17 protein-coding genes are annotated in these 15,626 nt (G+C 68.1%); 12 read left to right on the forward strand and 5 right to left on the reverse strand.

The window, feature by feature from the left end; all coding sequences use genetic code 11:
* The first annotated feature begins 114 nt into the window (after positions 1 to 114).
* Together FBY36_RS04625 and FBY36_RS04630 are read left to right on the forward strand one after the other, a co-directional pair.
* Positions 115 to 345, forward strand: a complete 231-nt coding sequence (locus FBY36_RS04625) for a hypothetical protein (protein WP_142117546.1) — start codon at positions 115 to 117, stop codon at positions 343 to 345.
* A 127-nt stretch (positions 346 to 472) separates the two neighbouring features.
* Complete coding sequence (locus FBY36_RS04630) at positions 473 to 733, forward strand: GlsB/YeaQ/YmgE family stress response membrane protein (RefSeq protein ID WP_056328938.1); 261 nt, start codon at positions 473 to 475, stop codon at positions 731 to 733.
* Positions 734 to 739: 6 nt separating this feature from the next.
* Here FBY36_RS04630 and nhaA read toward each other — a convergent pair whose 3' ends face one another.
* Both nhaA and FBY36_RS04640 read right to left on the reverse strand, forming a co-directional pair.
* Positions 740 to 2,107 (reverse strand): Na+/H+ antiporter NhaA, encoded by a 1,368-nt coding sequence (nhaA, locus tag FBY36_RS04635; protein ID WP_142117547.1) that lies wholly within the window; start codon positions 2,105 to 2,107, stop codon positions 740 to 742.
* 94 nt (positions 2,108 to 2,201) lie between these two features.
* Entirely contained in the window at positions 2,202 to 2,882 is a 681-nt protein-coding gene (locus tag FBY36_RS04640) for a PAS and ANTAR domain-containing protein (RefSeq protein WP_142117548.1), read from the reverse strand.
* Positions 2,883 to 3,150: 268 nt separating this feature from the next.
* Between FBY36_RS04640 and FBY36_RS04645 the strand changes: the two genes are divergently transcribed.
* The 8 genes from FBY36_RS04645 to FBY36_RS04680 all read left to right on the forward strand — a co-directional run bounded on the left by FBY36_RS04645 (position 3,151) and on the right by FBY36_RS04680 (position 10,980).
* Complete coding sequence (locus tag FBY36_RS04645) at positions 3,151 to 3,507, forward strand: heavy-metal-associated domain-containing protein (RefSeq protein WP_142117549.1); 357 nt, start codon at positions 3,151 to 3,153, stop codon at positions 3,505 to 3,507.
* Positions 3,508 to 3,587: 80 nt separating this feature from the next.
* Positions 3,588 to 5,747 (forward strand): copper-translocating P-type ATPase, encoded by a 2,160-nt coding sequence (locus FBY36_RS04650; protein ID WP_142117550.1) that lies wholly within the window; start codon positions 3,588 to 3,590, stop codon positions 5,745 to 5,747.
* Between the two features lie 32 nt (positions 5,748 to 5,779).
* Positions 5,780 to 6,229, forward strand: a complete 450-nt coding sequence (locus tag FBY36_RS04655; RefSeq protein ID WP_142117551.1) for a hypothetical protein — start codon at positions 5,780 to 5,782, stop codon at positions 6,227 to 6,229.
* Between the two features lie 54 nt (positions 6,230 to 6,283).
* Positions 6,284 to 6,934, forward strand: a complete 651-nt coding sequence (locus FBY36_RS04660) for a DUF305 domain-containing protein (protein WP_142117552.1) — start codon at positions 6,284 to 6,286, stop codon at positions 6,932 to 6,934.
* Between the two features lie 141 nt (positions 6,935 to 7,075).
* Complete coding sequence (locus FBY36_RS04665) at positions 7,076 to 7,771, forward strand: arsenate reductase/protein-tyrosine-phosphatase family protein (protein ID WP_142117553.1); 696 nt, start codon at positions 7,076 to 7,078, stop codon at positions 7,769 to 7,771.
* Between the two features lie 132 nt (positions 7,772 to 7,903).
* Entirely contained in the window at positions 7,904 to 9,028 is a 1,125-nt protein-coding gene (locus FBY36_RS04670) for an LCP family protein (RefSeq protein WP_142117554.1), read from the forward strand.
* Positions 9,029 to 9,272: 244 nt separating this feature from the next.
* Positions 9,273 to 10,064 (forward strand): histidine phosphatase family protein, encoded by a 792-nt coding sequence (locus tag FBY36_RS04675; RefSeq protein WP_142117555.1) that lies wholly within the window; start codon positions 9,273 to 9,275, stop codon positions 10,062 to 10,064.
* Positions 10,048 to 10,980 (forward strand): NAD(P)H-hydrate dehydratase, encoded by a 933-nt coding sequence (locus FBY36_RS04680; RefSeq protein WP_200830437.1) that lies wholly within the window; start codon positions 10,048 to 10,050, stop codon positions 10,978 to 10,980. The genes FBY36_RS04675 and FBY36_RS04680 overlap by 17 nt, the downstream gene beginning before the upstream one ends.
* Before the next feature lie 164 nt (positions 10,981 to 11,144).
* On the opposite strand, the gene FBY36_RS04685 is transcribed toward FBY36_RS04680, so the two are convergent.
* The gene (locus FBY36_RS04685; protein WP_142117556.1) at positions 11,145 to 11,567 is read right to left on the reverse strand and encodes an Hsp20/alpha crystallin family protein; all 423 of its coding nucleotides are present in this window, start codon (positions 11,565 to 11,567) and stop codon (positions 11,145 to 11,147) included.
* 195 nt (positions 11,568 to 11,762) lie between these two features.
* Between FBY36_RS04685 and FBY36_RS04690 the strand changes: the two genes are divergently transcribed.
* On the forward strand, positions 11,763 to 12,461 hold the full coding sequence (locus FBY36_RS04690) for a helix-turn-helix transcriptional regulator (RefSeq protein WP_142117557.1): 699 nt from the start codon (positions 11,763 to 11,765) through the stop codon (positions 12,459 to 12,461).
* Positions 12,462 to 12,549: 88 nt separating this feature from the next.
* On the forward strand, positions 12,550 to 12,924 hold the full coding sequence (locus FBY36_RS04695; protein WP_142117558.1) for a VOC family protein: 375 nt from the start codon (positions 12,550 to 12,552) through the stop codon (positions 12,922 to 12,924).
* Between the two features lie 472 nt (positions 12,925 to 13,396).
* On the opposite strand, the gene FBY36_RS04705 is transcribed toward FBY36_RS04695, so the two are convergent.
* Both FBY36_RS04705 and FBY36_RS04710 read right to left on the reverse strand, forming a co-directional pair.
* The gene (locus FBY36_RS04705; protein WP_142117560.1) at positions 13,397 to 15,037 is read right to left on the reverse strand and encodes an FAD-dependent monooxygenase; all 1,641 of its coding nucleotides are present in this window, start codon (positions 15,035 to 15,037) and stop codon (positions 13,397 to 13,399) included.
* A gap of 12 nt (positions 15,038 to 15,049) precedes the next feature.
* Entirely contained in the window at positions 15,050 to 15,478 is a 429-nt protein-coding gene (locus FBY36_RS04710) for a hypothetical protein (protein ID WP_235008722.1), read from the reverse strand.
* Positions 15,479 to 15,626: the final 148 nt, after the last annotated feature.

The raw sequence follows: 15,626 nt of genomic DNA on the forward strand, positions 1-15,626 counted from the left end.
CTCCGGCCCTGCCCGCCACTGCCGACACAGAAAAAACACCGGGCGGAAACACTCCGGCAACCTCTTCACGGCAAGCTGTGCTTACGGGGATACAACAGCAGGAGGCAGCCCATTATGGAGGCACAAGGAGTACGCACCGCCCAACTCCGCATCGGCGATCAGATCGAGGCGTGGCACAGGGGAAGGCTCTTCCACCGGGGCCGGGTGACCGACGTCGTCCCCCACCTCGAACTCTTCTGGATCCTGGACGCCCGGACCGGCACGCGCAAGCTGCTGGACCCCGAGGCCCTGGAGATCCGCCACGTGGAACCGGCAACCGGGGTCAGCCCGGCCGCCATGGCCTGAGCACCATCGCCCGGCGGGGTGTGCGCAGGCCTGGTTCTGCGGCACGGGCTGGGACGGCCGGTGGCCCACCAGTAGTAAGCATGCTTACAATAGTGCGACTTCCAGCCACCACTTAGGAGCACAGACCATGATTGGATTCATCATTGCGGGCCTCGTTATCGGCGCGCTGGCCCGCCTCATCAAGCCGGGCAGGCAGAACCTGGGCCTGCTGGCCACGCTGCTGCTGGGCCTTGTTGGCTCCGTTATCGGCGGCGTGGTTGCCTCGCTGCTGGGAACGGGCAATATCTTCGAACTGAATTTCCTGGGCTTCATCGTGGCCGTCATCGCCTCGGTGCTCCTGGTCGGAACCGCGGAGGCGGTTGCCGGCCGCAGGTCCGTTCGCCGCTAGTTCGGCTCAGGCGCGTTCCTGGTAGACGTCCGGAACGCCGTCGTGGTCCGAGTCCACGTGCTCCAGCTCTTCGGCGGCCCGGTACTGCCGGTTCCGCGTCCGGAGCACGGCCGTGGCCAGCAGCGCGGCGATCAGTGAGGCGGCCAGGATGCCCACCTTCGCGTGGTCGTCATGCAGGCTGCCGTGGCCGAAGCTGAGCTCTGCCACCAGCAGGGAGACGGTAAACCCGATCCCTGCCAGCAGGGCAACGCCGAACACATCGATCCATTTGAAGGAGCTGTCCAGGCTGGCCCTGGTGGCTTTGGTCAGGATCCACGTGGTGCCCAAGATGCCGATCGGCTTGCCCAGGACCAGGCCCAGGATGATGCCCAGCGCCACCGGGTCCGACAGGGCCGAGCCCAGGCCTTCCCATCCGCCAACGGCCACGCCCGCGGAGAAGAACGCGAAGATGGGAACGGCCACGCCGGCGGAAATGGGGCGGAACCGGTGCTCGAAGATCTCGGCCAGCCCGGGACCGGCTTCGGGTCCGCCGGAGGCCTGCGACCGGATCACGGGAATGGCGAAGCCCAGGAGCACCCCGGCCACGGTGGCGTGGATGCCGGAGGCGTGCACCATTGCCCAGGTCACTGCGCCCAGGGGCAGCAGGATCAGCCAGGCGGCGGCTGCATGGCGGCCGAAGAAGCGCCGGTATTTCTGCGCCAGGAAAGTGTAGATGGCCAGCGGGATGAGTGCCAGGAGCAGCGGTGCGGCCTGGATGTCAGTGGAGTAGAAGAACGCGATGATGGTGATGGCAATCAGGTCATCCACCACGGCCAGCGTCAACAGGAAGATCCGCAGGGCGCTGGGCAGGTGGGAGCCGATGATGGCGAGCACCGCCACGGCAAAGGCAATGTCGGTTGCGGTGGGAATGGCCCAGCCGCGCAGCGTTTCCGGGCTGGCGAGATTGACGACGGCGTAGATCACCGCCGGGACCACCACGCCGCCCACGGCGGCGGCTACGGGCACGATGGACTTGCTGATCTGCCGCAGGTCACCAGCCACGAATTCGCGTTTGAGTTCCAGGCCCACCAGGAAGAAGAAGATGGCCAGCAGGCCGTCCGCGGCCCAGGCCCCCAGGCTCAGTTCCAGATGCCACGGCTCATAGCCCACCTTGAAATCACGGAGGGCAAAGTAGCTGTCCGACGCCGGGGAATTGGCCCAGATGAGGGCGATCACGGCAGCCGCCACCAGGAGGGCACCACCCACGGTCTCCTTGCGGAGGATCTCCGTAATGCGCAGTGCCTCGGCGTAGCTGCCGCGTGAAAAAACGGTGGAGCCGAAAAACTTGTTCCGGCTGGGCTTGGGCGGTGTTGGCGAAGGCGTGGTGGAGTTCATGGGGCGTCCTTAAATCCGGGTTCGGCAAATCCATGCCGACCAGACTTCCCGGCGCACCTGCGCTTATCTTACCGGGAACCAGCCTCACCCCGCCTTACCCGGCGCGCCGACCTCCGGTGCGGTCCGCCCGCCCGGTCAGCTGGATGGCCCGCACGGCCCGGTCCAGGTAAATCCGCGCCTCCGGGGAATTGGCCAGCTGCACCAGCTCCGCCGCCACCACCACCAGCTTGACGTTGCGGTGGCTGCTGGTGCTCACCAGCATCTGGAAGGCGTCGTCAGAGCCGAGCTTCAGCTGGCCCATCAGGATGCCCCTGGCCTGGTCGATCACAGTGCGGGTTGCGGTGGCGCCCTCCACTGCTTCCCGCGCCGTCTGCTCCGTTTCGCGCTGCAGCGTCCGGCTGAGGTCCACGGTGACGCCTTCGAACGCCGCCACCGATGCGTCCGGGCCAAGGATCGCCTCGCCGGACGTCAGCACGCGCCGGGTCCTGCCGCGGGCATCAACAATCCGGTGGTACATGCAGAAGAACCCGCCGGTGGTCGAAACCTGCGCCAGGATCTCTTCGCACCGCTCCCTGTCATCGGGATGCTTGTGGGCGAAGATCAGTTCCATGCTGGGGACAACCTCGCCGCGCTGGTAGCCATGCAGGCGGAACATTCCGTCCGACCAATGGAACGTGGGGCCTGCAGCCGCCATCTCCACCCTGAAGATGCCGGCATCGCTTTCGCTGTCCCCGAGTGCACTCGAATAGGTATAAAGGTCGCTGAGCTCCGTCACAGGTTAACCTCCCGCGCAACGGCCAGCCCCCAGCGGGCGGGCTCTCCTCACTAATCCAAGTATGGTCTTCCCGGGCAACGGAAGGTAGTGCGGTAGGTCCTATGGCAGTCTGGGGCGAAGTACGCTAGCACCCCTTGACTGGCATACCCCTAGGGGGTATATTGGCGGTGTTGTCAGTGACGTGGTATGTCCCGGCCGGTGCCTGCACCGGCCTTCACAGCCGTTCAACCCCAGCGCCCCTTGATTTCCTCAACGGATTGGAACTGACATGTTCAACGGAAACCGCCCCCAGCTCCCCCTCGCTTCCTCCGGCTGCAGCTGCTGCACCCCTGCCGGCGCCGCGGAGCAAGCCGGCACCCAGCCTGCGGGTGCTGCACATCAGCCCTCTTCCGCCGTCGGACGTTCCGACGCCGGCGCCTCCTTCCAGCGTGACTTCGCGGTGGAGGGCATGACCTGCGGGCACTGCGTCCGGTCAGTGGAAACGGCTGTGTCCGCGGTTGCCGGCGTGACCTCGGCGTCCGTTGACCTGGTCCCTGGCGGCCGGTCGCGGCTGACCGTGAAGGGTTCGGCATCCGATGCCGACGTCCGCGAGGCTGTGGCCGCCGCAGGCTACGTCCTGGCATAAGGCAGCCGCGCCCCGGCGCGGCTCCACAATTTCCGCCGGCCCGGGTATCACCGGGCAGCGATTGCCTCCAAGGAGGAACAATGCAAGACCATCACGACATGCATTACCAGGGCGGCCCGCACGACCATGACCAGCCACCCAGCGGGACCCTGACCGAGCCCCCTGCGCACGGGGCGGCACAAGCACCTGGCGCCGGACACATGGAGCACGCCGGACACGGCCAGCACGACGACGACCATACGGTCCACACCCACGGCCAGCACGCAGGACACAGCACGGCCATGTTCAAGAACCGGTTCTGGCTGACGCTGGTCCTCGCCATCCCAGTGGTCTACTTCAGCCCCATGATGGCCGATCTCCTGGGTTACATGCCGCCGGAATTCCCCGGCTCCGCCTGGATTCCGCCGGTCCTGGGCACCGTGATCTTCTTCTACGGCGGCCAGCCTTTCCTCAAGGGCGGCCTGCAGGAGCTGAAGGACCGCACCCCGGGCATGATGCTGCTGATCGGCATGGCCATTTCGGTGGCATTCGCCGCATCCTGGGTCACCAGCCTGGGAATCGGCGGCTTCGACCTGGATTTCTGGTGGGAGCTGGCGCTGCTGGTGGCCATCATGCTGCTGGGCCACTGGATCGAAATGCGCGCCCTCGGTTCGGCGCAGGGTGCGCTTGACGCCCTCGCCGCGCTGCTGCCGGACGAAGCCGAACTCATTACGGACAGCGGCACCGAAACGGTGCCCGTGTCCCACCTCAACCCCGGCGACCTGGTCCTGGTCCGTCCCGGCGCCCGCATGCCGGCGGACGGAACCGTGGTGGACGGCCAGGCCGAGTTCGACGAGTCCATGATTACCGGGGAATCCAAGACCGTGGCACGCGGGACAGGCGATCCCGTCGTGGCCGGAACGGTGGCCACGGACAGCAGTGTCCGGGTACGCGTCACGGCCGTGGGCGACCAGACCGCCCTGGCCGGAATCCAGCGGCTGGTGGAAGAGGCGCAGGCGTCGTCCTCACGCGCCCAGGCCCTGGCGGACCGCGCCGCCGCTTTCCTGTTCTACTTTGCCGCCGGCGCCGGTGTCCTGACCTTCATCGCCTGGACGCTGCTGGGAAGTGTTCCCGATGCCGTTACCCGCACGGTGACCGTACTGGTCATCGCCTGCCCGCACGCCCTGGGGCTGGCCATCCCCCTGGTCATCGCCATTTCCACGGAGCAGGCGGCCCGGGCCGGGGTGCTGATCAAGAACCGGATGGCGCTGGAGCGGATGCGCACCATCGATGTGGTCCTGTTCGACAAGACCGGCACCCTGACCACCGGCGAGCCGGAGCTGAAGGACGTTGCCGTGGCTGAGGGCGCCGAGCCTGACGCCGTGCTGGCCCTTGCCGCCGCCGTCGAGTCGGACAGCGAACACCCCGTGGCGCGGGCCATCGTCCGCGCCGCGAAGGCCCGGAACCTGACCCTGCCCTCAGCCACCGGCTTCACCTCCCTGACGGGCCGCGGCGTCCGCGCCAGCGTGGACGGCCGTACGGTGCACGTGGGCGGACCCGCGCTCCTGCGCGAGCTCGGCGTCGTCGAACCCGGCACGCTGGCCGCGAGCACCCGGGCCTGGATGGACCGCGGAGCCGCCGTGCTCCACGTTGTGGACGACGGCAAGGTCCTGGGGGCCGTGAGCATGGAGGACGCGGTGCGGCCTGAGTCGCGGCAGGCGGTGTCAGCGCTGCAGCGGCGCGGCGTCAAGGTGGCCATGGTCACCGGCGACGCCCACCAGGTGGCGCAGGCCGTGGCCGCGGACCTGGACATCGACGAGGTGTTCGCCGAGGTCCTCCCCGCGGACAAGGACAAGAAAGTGGCCGAGCTGCAGGCCCGCGGCCTGAAGGTGGCCATGGTGGGCGACGGCGTCAACGATTCTCCCGCGCTGGCCCGCGCCGAGGTGGGCATCGCGATTGGCGCCGGAACCGACGTAGCGGTGGAATCCGCCGGCGTGGTGCTGGCCGGGAACGATCCGCGGGCGGTGCTGTCCATGGTGGACCTGTCGCGGGCCAGCTACCGGAAGATGTGGCAGAACCTGGTGTGGGCCACCGGCTACAACATCCTGTCCGTGCCGCTGGCCGCAGGCGTCCTGGCCTTCGCCGGGGTGGTGCTGTCGCCCGCGGCCGGAGCGGTACTGATGTCCGTATCCACTATCGTGGTGGCCCTGAACGCCCAGCTGCTGCGGCGCCTGAAACTGAACCCCTCCGAGGTACGTTGAAGACTGCAGACCGACTGGAAGGAGGCGACGTCATGACCACCCGCACCATGGCGTCCCTCCTGCGCCGGGCGTGGCTGCTGGCGGCCACCCTGGCCGTCATCACCGGACTGTTGGGCATGCATGTGCTCACCGCCGGCCACGCCTCGCACGGCGCTGCCTCCCACGCGGCACCGGCCGGAACCACCGCCGTCGTCCATTCCACTGTTGGCGCCCATCCCTCCCATGCCGGCCACCCTGCCACCGCCGCTTCCACCGACGCGCCCGCCCTTGTACCGGCCACCTGCGGCGACTCCTGCCCGGGGGCCAGGGAGTCCGCGGCGCCCTGCGTCCCAACGGCCCCGGGCAGCCCCGTGACCGTTGTGCCGCCGCAGGCAACCCTTGCCGTCCTGCCGCTGCTGCCCGCGGCCGGCAACCCGGGCCCTGCCTACGCTTACCTGCCGCCCAGCCTTACACCCTGCGACCTGTCCATCAGCCGGACGTAAACCGGACTGCGCCAAACAACCCGGCCCAGTTCCATTACCTCCTGAAGGACAACCATGAACACCACTATCAAGACCCTGTCCATTGCCGCTGCCCTGGCCGTCTCCCTGGGCCTCGCCGGATGCGCCGCAGATTCCGGCTCCGGCAACAGCATGCCCATGGACCACGGCAGCTCCAACCCAATGGGCAGCTCCAACCCAATGGCCAGCACCATGCCAAGCGCCGGGATGATGCCCAGTGCCAGTGCCGACCATAACCAGGCGGACATCATGTTTGCGCAGATGATGATCCCGCACCACGCCCAGGCGGTGGAGATGAGCGGCATCATCCTGGCCAAACCCGGCATGCCCTCAGAGGTGACCGAACTGGCCACCAGGATCAAGGCGGCCCAGGCACAGGAGATCGAGCAGATGACCGGCTGGCTCAAGGGCTGGAACGTGCCCACCATGATGAGTGACCACTCCGGACACGGCATGACCGGCATGGTGGACGACGCCGGCATCGACAAGCTGAAGTCCGCCACCGGCACCGAGGCCGCCCGGCTGTTCCTCGAGCAGATGATCGGCCACCATGAGGGCGCCGTCGACATGGCACAGCAGGAAATCAGCGCCGGCAAATTCCCCGACGCCGTGAAGCTGGGCCACGACATCGTGGACGCGCAGCAGGCGGAAATCACGCAGATGAAGCAGCTGCTGACCACGCTCTAACCGGCACGCCCGCCGGCCGGAGCATCCACACGGCGCGGCGGCAGCACCCAACTCTGGAAGCCGCCGCCGCGCCGTCGCGTGTTAAGTTGAAAGGCACGGGTCCGAACGGATCCGTGACCAGCTGGGAAAAGAGAAATCTCCTTGGACACTTCCGCACCAGTACGAATCCTCACCGTCTGCACCGGCAACATCTGCCGCTCCCCCGTGGCCGAACGGCTGCTGCAGGCAGGACTCGACCAGGCGGTGCCGGGCGGTTTCCACGTGTCCAGTGCGGGCACCCGGGCACTGGTGGGCGAACCAATGCAGCCCATTTCCGCGGACATCGTGCGGACCTTCGGCGGCGACCCCGAAGGGTTCGCCGCCCGGCAGCTCACGTCCAGGATCCTGCGCGGGGTGGATCTGGTGCTCACCATGACATCCGGGCACCGCGGCGAGGTCCTGCAGCTGGACGCCTCCCTGCTCAAGCGGACGTTCACCATCCGGGAATTTGCCCGGATGCTGGATGTCCTGGCCCAGCGGACCGCCGCTGCCGACGGCGGCCAGCCCGCCGCCGTCGTACCTTCCCCGGCCGCCCTGCCCGCCAGCAACGGGTCCGACGACGACACCCGGCTGGCTGCCAACGCCGCCCTGTGGCGCGCCCTGCCGGCCCGGGCCGCAGGGGTGCGGCACCTTTCGCTCCCCGCCGACTCCGCGGACAACGACATCGTGGACCCTTACCGCCGCGCTCCCGAGGTGTACCGCGAGATGGAGGACCAGCTGGCCCCCGCGATCGTGTCCATCCTGCGCCACGCCCGCCTCAACGCCCCGGTTCCCGGAACCGTGCCACAGTCCCGGTAGCGGAACGGCGTTACCGCAGCCCGGCGTAGCCTCCGGGACGCCTTCCCAGGTGACAGTTTGGATAACCCTGTAGCCAACCAGGGCCTGCCCGACGCACACTGATCCCACCAAACACAATGAGGTGGAGGCGTCATGAGCATCCCAGGCGGTTCTGATCCATCCGGGCCCGGCAGCTCCGGGAACCCCGGTTCTCACCGACCCGCTTGGCTTGCGGCGTTGGGCCGCCGCCGCTGGATCGCCGCGCTGGTGGTGCTGGCACTCGTGGTGGCCGCCGGAGTGGCGGTCTTCAGCCTGAGCCGCGGAAGCAAGGAGGCGCAGCCCGCAGCCACCCAAACCCAGTCGCCCAGCGAAACCCCCACGCCCACGCCGACTCCCTCTGAAACACCCCCGCCGGCTCCCGCTCCCCCACCGCCGCCTGCCCCGATCCCTGATCTGCCTGCCGCTCCAATGAACATCCTGGTCATCGGCAGCGACATCCGGGACACTCCGGCACGCGACGCCGCCGCCCATACGGCCGCCACCGGCGAACCCCAGGACCAGCGCGCGGACACCCTGATGGTGGTCCACGTCCCGGCCGACCGCCGGAACCTTTACCTCATCTCCATCAACCGCGACACCTGGGTGGACATCCCCGGTTTCGGCGGCGCCAAGATCAACTCTGCCCTGCAGAACGGCGGGATCGACCTGCAGACCGCCACGGTGCAGCAGTTGCTGGGAATCACCATCGACCACACCCTGATGCTCGACTTCGGCGGGTTCAAGATCCTGGTGGATGGCCTGGGCGGCATCGACGTCAACGTGCCGATACCCTTCCAGGCCAGCATCGAGACCCAGCACGTCTTCCCCCAGGGCATGAACCACCTGGACGGACAAGCCGCCCTGGAATTTTCCCGCGAGCGCTATGCGTTCTCCGACGGCGACTTCCAGCGGGTCCGCGACCAGCAGATCATGCTCCGCGCCATCCTTGCCCGCCTCACAGCCGGCGGCGCCCTGAACGACGTCAACGCGGTGCGGTCGCTGGTCGACTTCGCCTCCTGCTGCCTCACGGTGGACAGGGGATTTGATCCCGTCCAGGCAGCGATCCTGGCCTACAGCCTGCGCAACCTGGATGTGAACGCGATTGGCGGCATGACGCTTCCGACGGCGGGCTCCGGCTTCATCGCCGGGCAGTCCGTGCTGTTTCCCGATTACGGCGGCATTGCGGCTGTGGGCGCGGCACTCCGGGAAGGCCGGATCGGCGATTTCGCGGCGCCGTAAACGCGGCGACCATGCCGGGGCCGGTTTCAATGGCGACGCGCAAATGCGCTTTCGCCGCGCACATTCCTTTGCGCGGCCCGTATTTCGAGAGCGGCAGGGAAGGTGCGCGTCACAGACAAATGTGCGCGTCGAAGGGGCCCACGCACCTCTGCGCCGCCGCTGTTGTCCGTTATTTACCGCTGACCTTGGGTACGCCGCTGGTAGTGTTCCTGCATTCGGCAGAGCGAGCGGACGGGGTGATTTTTTGACCGGCGATTCTTCGAACGACGACGGGCTGACGGAGGCCGTCCAGGCGGCGGGGGCGGTGGAGCTGCTGCTGATCCGGCATGGTGAGAGCGAAGGCAACGTTGCGGCCACCGAGGCGCGGGAGGCCGGCGTGGAGGTCATCGAGGTTCCCGCCCGCGACGCGGACGTGGACCTGTCCGGAACAGGCAGGGACCAGGCCCAGGCGCTGGGTACTGCATTGGGCCGAACCGCCAGGCAGTTCCGTCCGGATGCGGTGGTCTCCTCCCCCTACGCGCGGGCCCGCCAGACGGCCGAGATTGCTGTTGAAACAGCTGGCTGGCCGCTGCAGGTACGGACGGATGAGCGGCTGCGGGACCGCGAACTTGGCATCCTGGACCGGCTCACGCGGCTGGGTGTGGAGAACCGCTACCCCGAGGAATCCGAGCGCCGGAACTGGCTGGGCAAGTTGTACTACCGGCCGCCGGGCGGCGAATCCTGGGCGGACGTGGCGCTGCGGCTGCGGTCGGTCCTGGCCGAGTTGAACAACCTGGACACGGGCCACCGGGTGATGCTGGTGTGCCACGATGCCGTGATCATGCTGTTCCGTTATGTGCTGGAGGGACTCAGCGAGCAGGAACTGCTGGACCTCGCAGCCACTGAGGCCATCCTCAATGCCTCAATAACCCGGTACGTCCGCCCCTCCGGCGTAGGGCCCTGGACCTTGGAGAGCTTCAACGTGGCGAACCACCTGGCGGAGCAGGGCGTCGCGGTCACCGAGCACGCGGGAGACACCAGTGTCCGGCCGCGGTGAGCCGTCCAGCGCCGCACTGGTGACGCCGTCACTCCTGCGCGGCTGGCCGCTGCCGGCGCCGGGCGAAGACAAATATTCGCGCGGCTCCGTGCTGGTGGTCGGCGGAGCCCGGGCCACGCCGGGGGCGGCCCTCCTGGCGGGTACTTCCGCCCTGCGTGCCGGGGCGGGAAAACTCACGCTCGCTGTTGCTGAGTCGGTGGCCGCGCAGCTGGGGGTGGCCCTGCCTGAATGCGGTTCCATCGGGCTCCCGGAAACTGCCGGCGGCTCGGTCAAGGCGGAGCTGGACCGTATCTCCCCGTACCTGGACCGGACGGACACCCTCCTGGTGGGACCCGGCCTCGATGACCCCGACCTTGCCGGCGAACTGTTGCAGGCATTGCTGGCGCGCGAGTCGGGCGGTGCTGATGCGAAAGGTGACGCTGACGGTAAAGGAGGCGCCGCCGTCGTACTCGATGCCTATGCGCTGGGCGCGCTGGTGCCGCTGGAGGACCAACTGGACCCCTGGCGCGGCCGGCTCATCCTCACCCCGAACCCCAAGGAAGCGGGGATCCTGCTGGGGCGGGACGTGGAGCACCTTGAGAAAGACCTTGCCGAAATCTCCGCCAGGTTCGGCGCCGTGGTCAGCTGCCAGGGACTGATAACCCAGCCGCCCGGGTTGAATCCGGGTGAGCCGGAACTGTGGAAAATCACCACGGGGTACGGCGGGCTGGGCACCTCCGGCAGCGGGGACGTGCTGGCTGGAGCCATCGCCGGGCTCCGGGCCCGGGGCACCAGCAGCGCCCAGGCCGCCTGCTGGGGTACCCACCTGCATGCAGCGGCGGCGGACCGGCTGGCCAGCCGGCTGGGGCCGCTGGGATTCCTGGCCCGCGAACTTGCCGACGAACTGCCGGCCCTGATGCTGGAACTCGGCACCTGACCGCAGACATGTGGATGGCCCCCGGCTGAAACCGGGGGCCATCGTGTCGGGAAGGTGAAGCCCAAGCTGCCGGTGCGCTGTCTGGCGCTGTGGCGTGCACAGAATGGCGAATCGCCCCAAAAAGGCAGTCAACGGATACGGCCGCCTCCCGATCCTGGAAAGGTCTATGCAGCGATTTCCTGCTTTGCCCCCTTCGTCTCAATCTCAATCTTGCGCGGCTTGGCCTTCTCCGCCACCGGGATCCGCAGCGTCAGGACACCGGCATCGTAGCTGGCCTTCACATGCTCGGTATCCAGGGTGTCGCCAAGGATCAGCTGGCGGCTGAACACCCCGCGCGGCCGCTCAGCCGCAATCAGCTCGGTGTCCTTGCCCGCCGGTTCCGGGCGCTCGGCCCGCACCGTCAGGACATTCCGTTCCACATCCAGGTCCACCGAGTCCGCCGTGACACCCGGCAAATCGAAGGCCACCACGAATTCCTGGTCCTCGCGCCATGCATCCATTGGCATCGCCGCCGGTCGTGCAGCCGTACCGAGGACCTGCTGGGCCAGCCTGTCCAGCTCGCGGAACGGATCGGTACGCATCAACATGGCTTCCCTCCTCGTAAGAGATATTGCAACAGTCACATCAGCCGATCTGTATTGGCTGATACAGATTTTTTAGCACTTGAGCGAAAGGTCTTCAAGGGGTTCACCCGTGGATTTTTGGAGGTTTTTTTGCGCCTGCAACTGTGATTGTCAGCGATGAGTGACAGCGTTCTCGTGGCGCCTAAGTAGGATCGAGCCATGAATCGCACCGACCGGCTCTACGCAATCGTCGAGGACCTCCGCGCCGCAGCGCCCCGGCCCAGAAGCGCCCGGCAGCTCGCCGGACGGTTCGAGGTCAGCTCCCGCACGATCGAGCGGGACCTCTCGGCCTTGCAGCAGGCCGGCGTCCCGATCTGGGCCGAACCCGGCCGGACCGGCGGGTATGTCATCGACCCGTCACACACGCTGGCACCACTTGGCTTCACGGTGGACGAAGCCTTCGCCGCGACGATCGCGCTGGGCATGCTTGCCTCGAGCCCGTTCGGTGGGCCAGCCGCTAGCGCCTTGCGCAAGGTCGCCGCCGTCATGGACCGAGGCCGCCTCAACCAGACGATCGAACTCGCAACCCGCGTGCATCTTCTCGAGGACGCGGCCACCGCCGCCGTTCCGCACGGATTCGCCGAAGCGCTCCGCTCGGGGACCGTGCTCCACATGCGGTACGGCGACCGCAATGGCGCCCAGACAGTCCGCGAGATCGAGCCGCTCGGATACGTCGAACGCAACGGGAACTGGTACCTCATCGCCTGGTGCCGAACCCGTGAAGGTGTCCGCGCCTTCCGAAGCGACCGGATCGTCACCATTGTGCCGACGGGCGAACGTCCGCCGCCCCGCGAGTATCACGCCAAGGACCTAAACATCCCCTATGGCGATCTCAGGCCCGCGTACGACGCAGACTAAATCTGCCGCAAAACACCGACAGGACGCTGTCGCCCGTGCACCGCACCATGGTCTGGTCGGGTCGAGCGATCCGACGGAAAGGACACCCATGAACTTCGCCTCGATCCGCATCATCACCGAGGACGTCGACCGGCTCGTACGCTTCTACGAACTCGTGACCGGAACGACCGCGACGCGGCCGGCTCCCGTTTTCGCCGAGTTCCGCACCGCTTCCAGCGTGCTCGCGATCGGCAGCCCGGCAACCGTTGCCATGCTGGGTCAGCAGGCCCCGCAGCCGGCGGCCAACAGGTCAGTCATCATCGAGTTCCTCGTGGACAACGTTGACCAGGAGTTCGCACGACTCCGTGACCGGCTCGAGGACATTGTGCTCGAGCCCACGACCATGCCCTGGGGAAACAGGTCCGTACTGTTCCATGATCCGGACGGAAACCTCGTCAACCTGTTCGCGCCACCGGGCAGTTGAGCGCGCCGATGCCTGTCAGTCCGGTGAGTCGCACCGCGGCCGGGACATACGGAAGAGGCCTCCCGCGCAGCTACGCGGAAGGCCCCTTTTGAAGTCCTGCCTATTCCGTCAGTCCCTGGTGGGGTCCGGACGCAAGGGTGCCGGGCCCGGATCCGGAACGGGCAGCGGCCCCGGCGGCTGCGGGGTGGGAAACGGATTCGGAGACGGGGGTCCCGGAGGTTGCGGCTGGGTGGGATCCGGCCGGGTGGGCTCGGGACCGGGTTCGGGCGGAAACGGCTCGGGTTCGTGCACTGGCGGGATGGTCATAAAATTCCCCTCTCACGCTGGGCGGATGTGCCTTGAACTGAACAGACTACGCCTGGAGCCCTCCGGCAACTACCCTCCCCGTCCCCGTTGCTCCATCACTTATGGTCCCTAAACTGCCCGCTTGGGAGCCATAAGTGATGGAGCATCGCGACGGCGGGACGGCCGTTCAGTTCCCCACTGCGCCCACCAGCCGGAGCCAACCACGCAGCTGGGCCGGGTCCGGCTCCCCGCACCGGAAGCCGACGTACCCGTCAGGGCGGACCGCGACAACGCCGCGGCCGGGGTGGCTGTCGAGGCGGTGGAGGTGCAGCAGGGAACCCCTTCCGGCAACCACGCGCAGGGTGGCGTCGTCATCCAAGGCGCCCGGGCCGGCGTCGCGCTCCAGCAACAGATGGATGCCGGGCACCGCGGTCAGTTCGTGAAGCCGGACGGCCCGCCCGTGGACCGTAACGGCCGCATCCGGCAGCCGGTCACCGGGGCTCGGCCACCCGTCCGCGCGGGGCGTTCCGTCCCGGGAAATGGCACTGGTCCGGTAGCGCACGAAGGGCTGGGCCAACAGCCGGATTCCCTGGGAGGTGAGCCACTGCCGGCGGAGCAGCAGCGGCAGGACCGGAGCGAACGCGGGCAGGAGGCTGCGGGCCAGCCGGGCCACCGGATGCGGCGAGGCTTCGCCGAAGAAGATGACATGCGTCAGCGCCAGCACCTGCCGGGCGGCAAGCCGCCGCTCCTGCCCGTAGGTTTCCAGCAGCTCCGGCAGCGGCCTTCCCGCCGTCGAGGCGAAGCCGAGCTTCCAGCCCAGATTGAGGCCGTCCAGGATGCCGTTGTTCATGCCCTGCCCGCCCGCCGGGGAATGGGCATGGGCGGCGTCGCCGGCAAGGAAGAGGGGATTGCTTTCGAACGTACTGGCCAGGCGGTGTTGCAGCGGGACCTGGGCCGACCAGCGCACGTCCCGCACGGCAGCGCCCAGCCCCGACTCCCGGAGCAGACGGGCCACTTCCTCCGGTGGAACGGGCGGACCCAGCTGGCCGTAGCGCGCTATGGGTTGCGGCAGCGCTGGCCGGGTGGCGAGCATGCGCCAGGTGGCCCCCTCACCCAGCGCAAAGAGGAAAGCCAGCCCCGCGCTTCCCACGGCCACGTGCAGCAGCCCGGGATCCAGGCGGCCGTCCAGTTCCACATCCGCCAGGACCGCTTCCACCCGGTACGGGCCGCCGCGCCACTGCGCTCCCGTGAAACTGCGGACCGTGCTGGACTGCCCGTCACAGCCGGCCAGGAACCGGGAGCTGTGGTGCCCGGAATGGTCGCGTGCATCATTGCCGCCAGCCCCGTGCAACTGCGCATGGACCATTCCAGCACCGGACGGCAAGCCTTCCGCCAGGCTGCGCTCACGTCCCAGGCCGCGGAACTCCACGCCCCAGTCCACCGGGACGCCCCGGGCTTGCAGCGCCTGCCAGAGCACGTCCTCGACGTCGGCCTGCCGGACCAGCGTCAGGTGCGGAAAGGCGGTGTCCGGGAGGTCCGCATGGCCCATCCGGGCTTCAATGACGCGGCGGCCCAGGTGGATGCGTGCTTCGGGCGTGGTGTCGGCACGGTTCAGCAACTCATCGGTCACGCCCAGCGGGCGGAGCCCCTCCAGTGCCCGGGCATGCAGCATCATGGCCCGGGAAGGCCGGGCCGGGTGTTCGCGCCGGTCCACCACCCTGACCGTGGCCCCATGTGCGTGGGCCTGGAGTGCTGTGGTGAGCCCGGCAGGACCGGCGCCCACCACTAAAACATCAGTGTCCGCCGTCGTGCCTTGCCTGCCAGGCATTCCCGCCCGGCCTCATCCCTGGCCCAGCAGCCGCCACCAAGCGTGATCGGGGTGGGCGGGCGACTCGATCAGGGCGGGGTTGGCGAGCAACTCATCGCGGCGCAGCCCGGGCAGGACCTTGTAGCTGATGGACCCGGGAACGCTGACCAGTTCCAGGACCCGCCAGAGTGCCGCGGCGTATTTGCGGGCGGGCGCGGCGCCGTCCCACTCGTACAGGCCGCGGTAGGCGCCGAAGGTGTCGTGGGCGCACCAGAGCTTGGAGACAAACCCCGGGAACCCGACGAAGAGCGGGGTGTTCAGCAGGCTTTCCGCCTCGAAAAAGCGGTGCGCCCGGCCACGGACCAGGCGGAGCGTGAAGGCCACCACCAGGACGCAGGGCTCCCCGGGTTGGCTGTCGACGGTGGTCTCCCGGTAGACCCCGCGAGGTGCTTCCGTCGGCAAAACGCAGCACCCGGCCCACGTTGCCCTTCGGGAGATGCACCTGCCTGCGGGCCAGCATGAGGCAGGACGTTCCCACGCTGCGGGCCACGGCCGGCCAGGCTTTGGCCCGGGGCGCCGGTCCGGTTTCGAGGTCCATGGCTTCTCCTAT

Origin of the sequence: Arthrobacter sp. SLBN-122 (genome assembly GCF_006715165.1) — a bacterium.
Classification (GTDB): Bacteria; Actinomycetota; Actinomycetes; order Actinomycetales; family Micrococcaceae; genus Arthrobacter.

Coding starts and splice junctions, on each gene's coding strand:
- FBY36_RS04625 (WP_142117546.1), top strand. CDS start 115: ATGGAGGCACAAGGAGTACGCACCGCCCAACTCCGCATCGGCGATCAG.
- FBY36_RS04630 (WP_056328938.1), top strand. CDS start 473: ATGATTGGATTCATCATTGCGGGCCTCGTTATCGGCGCGCTGGCCCGC.
- nhaA (WP_142117547.1), bottom strand. CDS start 2,107: ATGAACTCCACCACGCCTTCGCCAACACCGCCCAAGCCCAGCCGGAAC.
- FBY36_RS04645 (WP_142117549.1), top strand. CDS start 3,151: ATGTTCAACGGAAACCGCCCCCAGCTCCCCCTCGCTTCCTCCGGCTGC.
- FBY36_RS04650 (WP_142117550.1), top strand. CDS start 3,588: ATGCAAGACCATCACGACATGCATTACCAGGGCGGCCCGCACGACCAT.
- FBY36_RS04655 (WP_142117551.1), top strand. CDS start 5,780: ATGACCACCCGCACCATGGCGTCCCTCCTGCGCCGGGCGTGGCTGCTG.
- FBY36_RS04660 (WP_142117552.1), top strand. CDS start 6,284: ATGAACACCACTATCAAGACCCTGTCCATTGCCGCTGCCCTGGCCGTC.
- FBY36_RS04670 (WP_142117554.1), top strand. CDS start 7,904: ATGAGCATCCCAGGCGGTTCTGATCCATCCGGGCCCGGCAGCTCCGGG.
- FBY36_RS04685 (WP_142117556.1), bottom strand. CDS start 11,567: ATGTTGATGCGTACCGATCCGTTCCGCGAGCTGGACAGGCTGGCCCAG.
- FBY36_RS04690 (WP_142117557.1), top strand. CDS start 11,763: ATGAATCGCACCGACCGGCTCTACGCAATCGTCGAGGACCTCCGCGCC.
- FBY36_RS04695 (WP_142117558.1), top strand. CDS start 12,550: ATGAACTTCGCCTCGATCCGCATCATCACCGAGGACGTCGACCGGCTC.
- FBY36_RS04705 (WP_142117560.1), bottom strand. CDS start 15,037: ATGCCTGGCAGGCAAGGCACGACGGCGGACACTGATGTTTTAGTGGTG.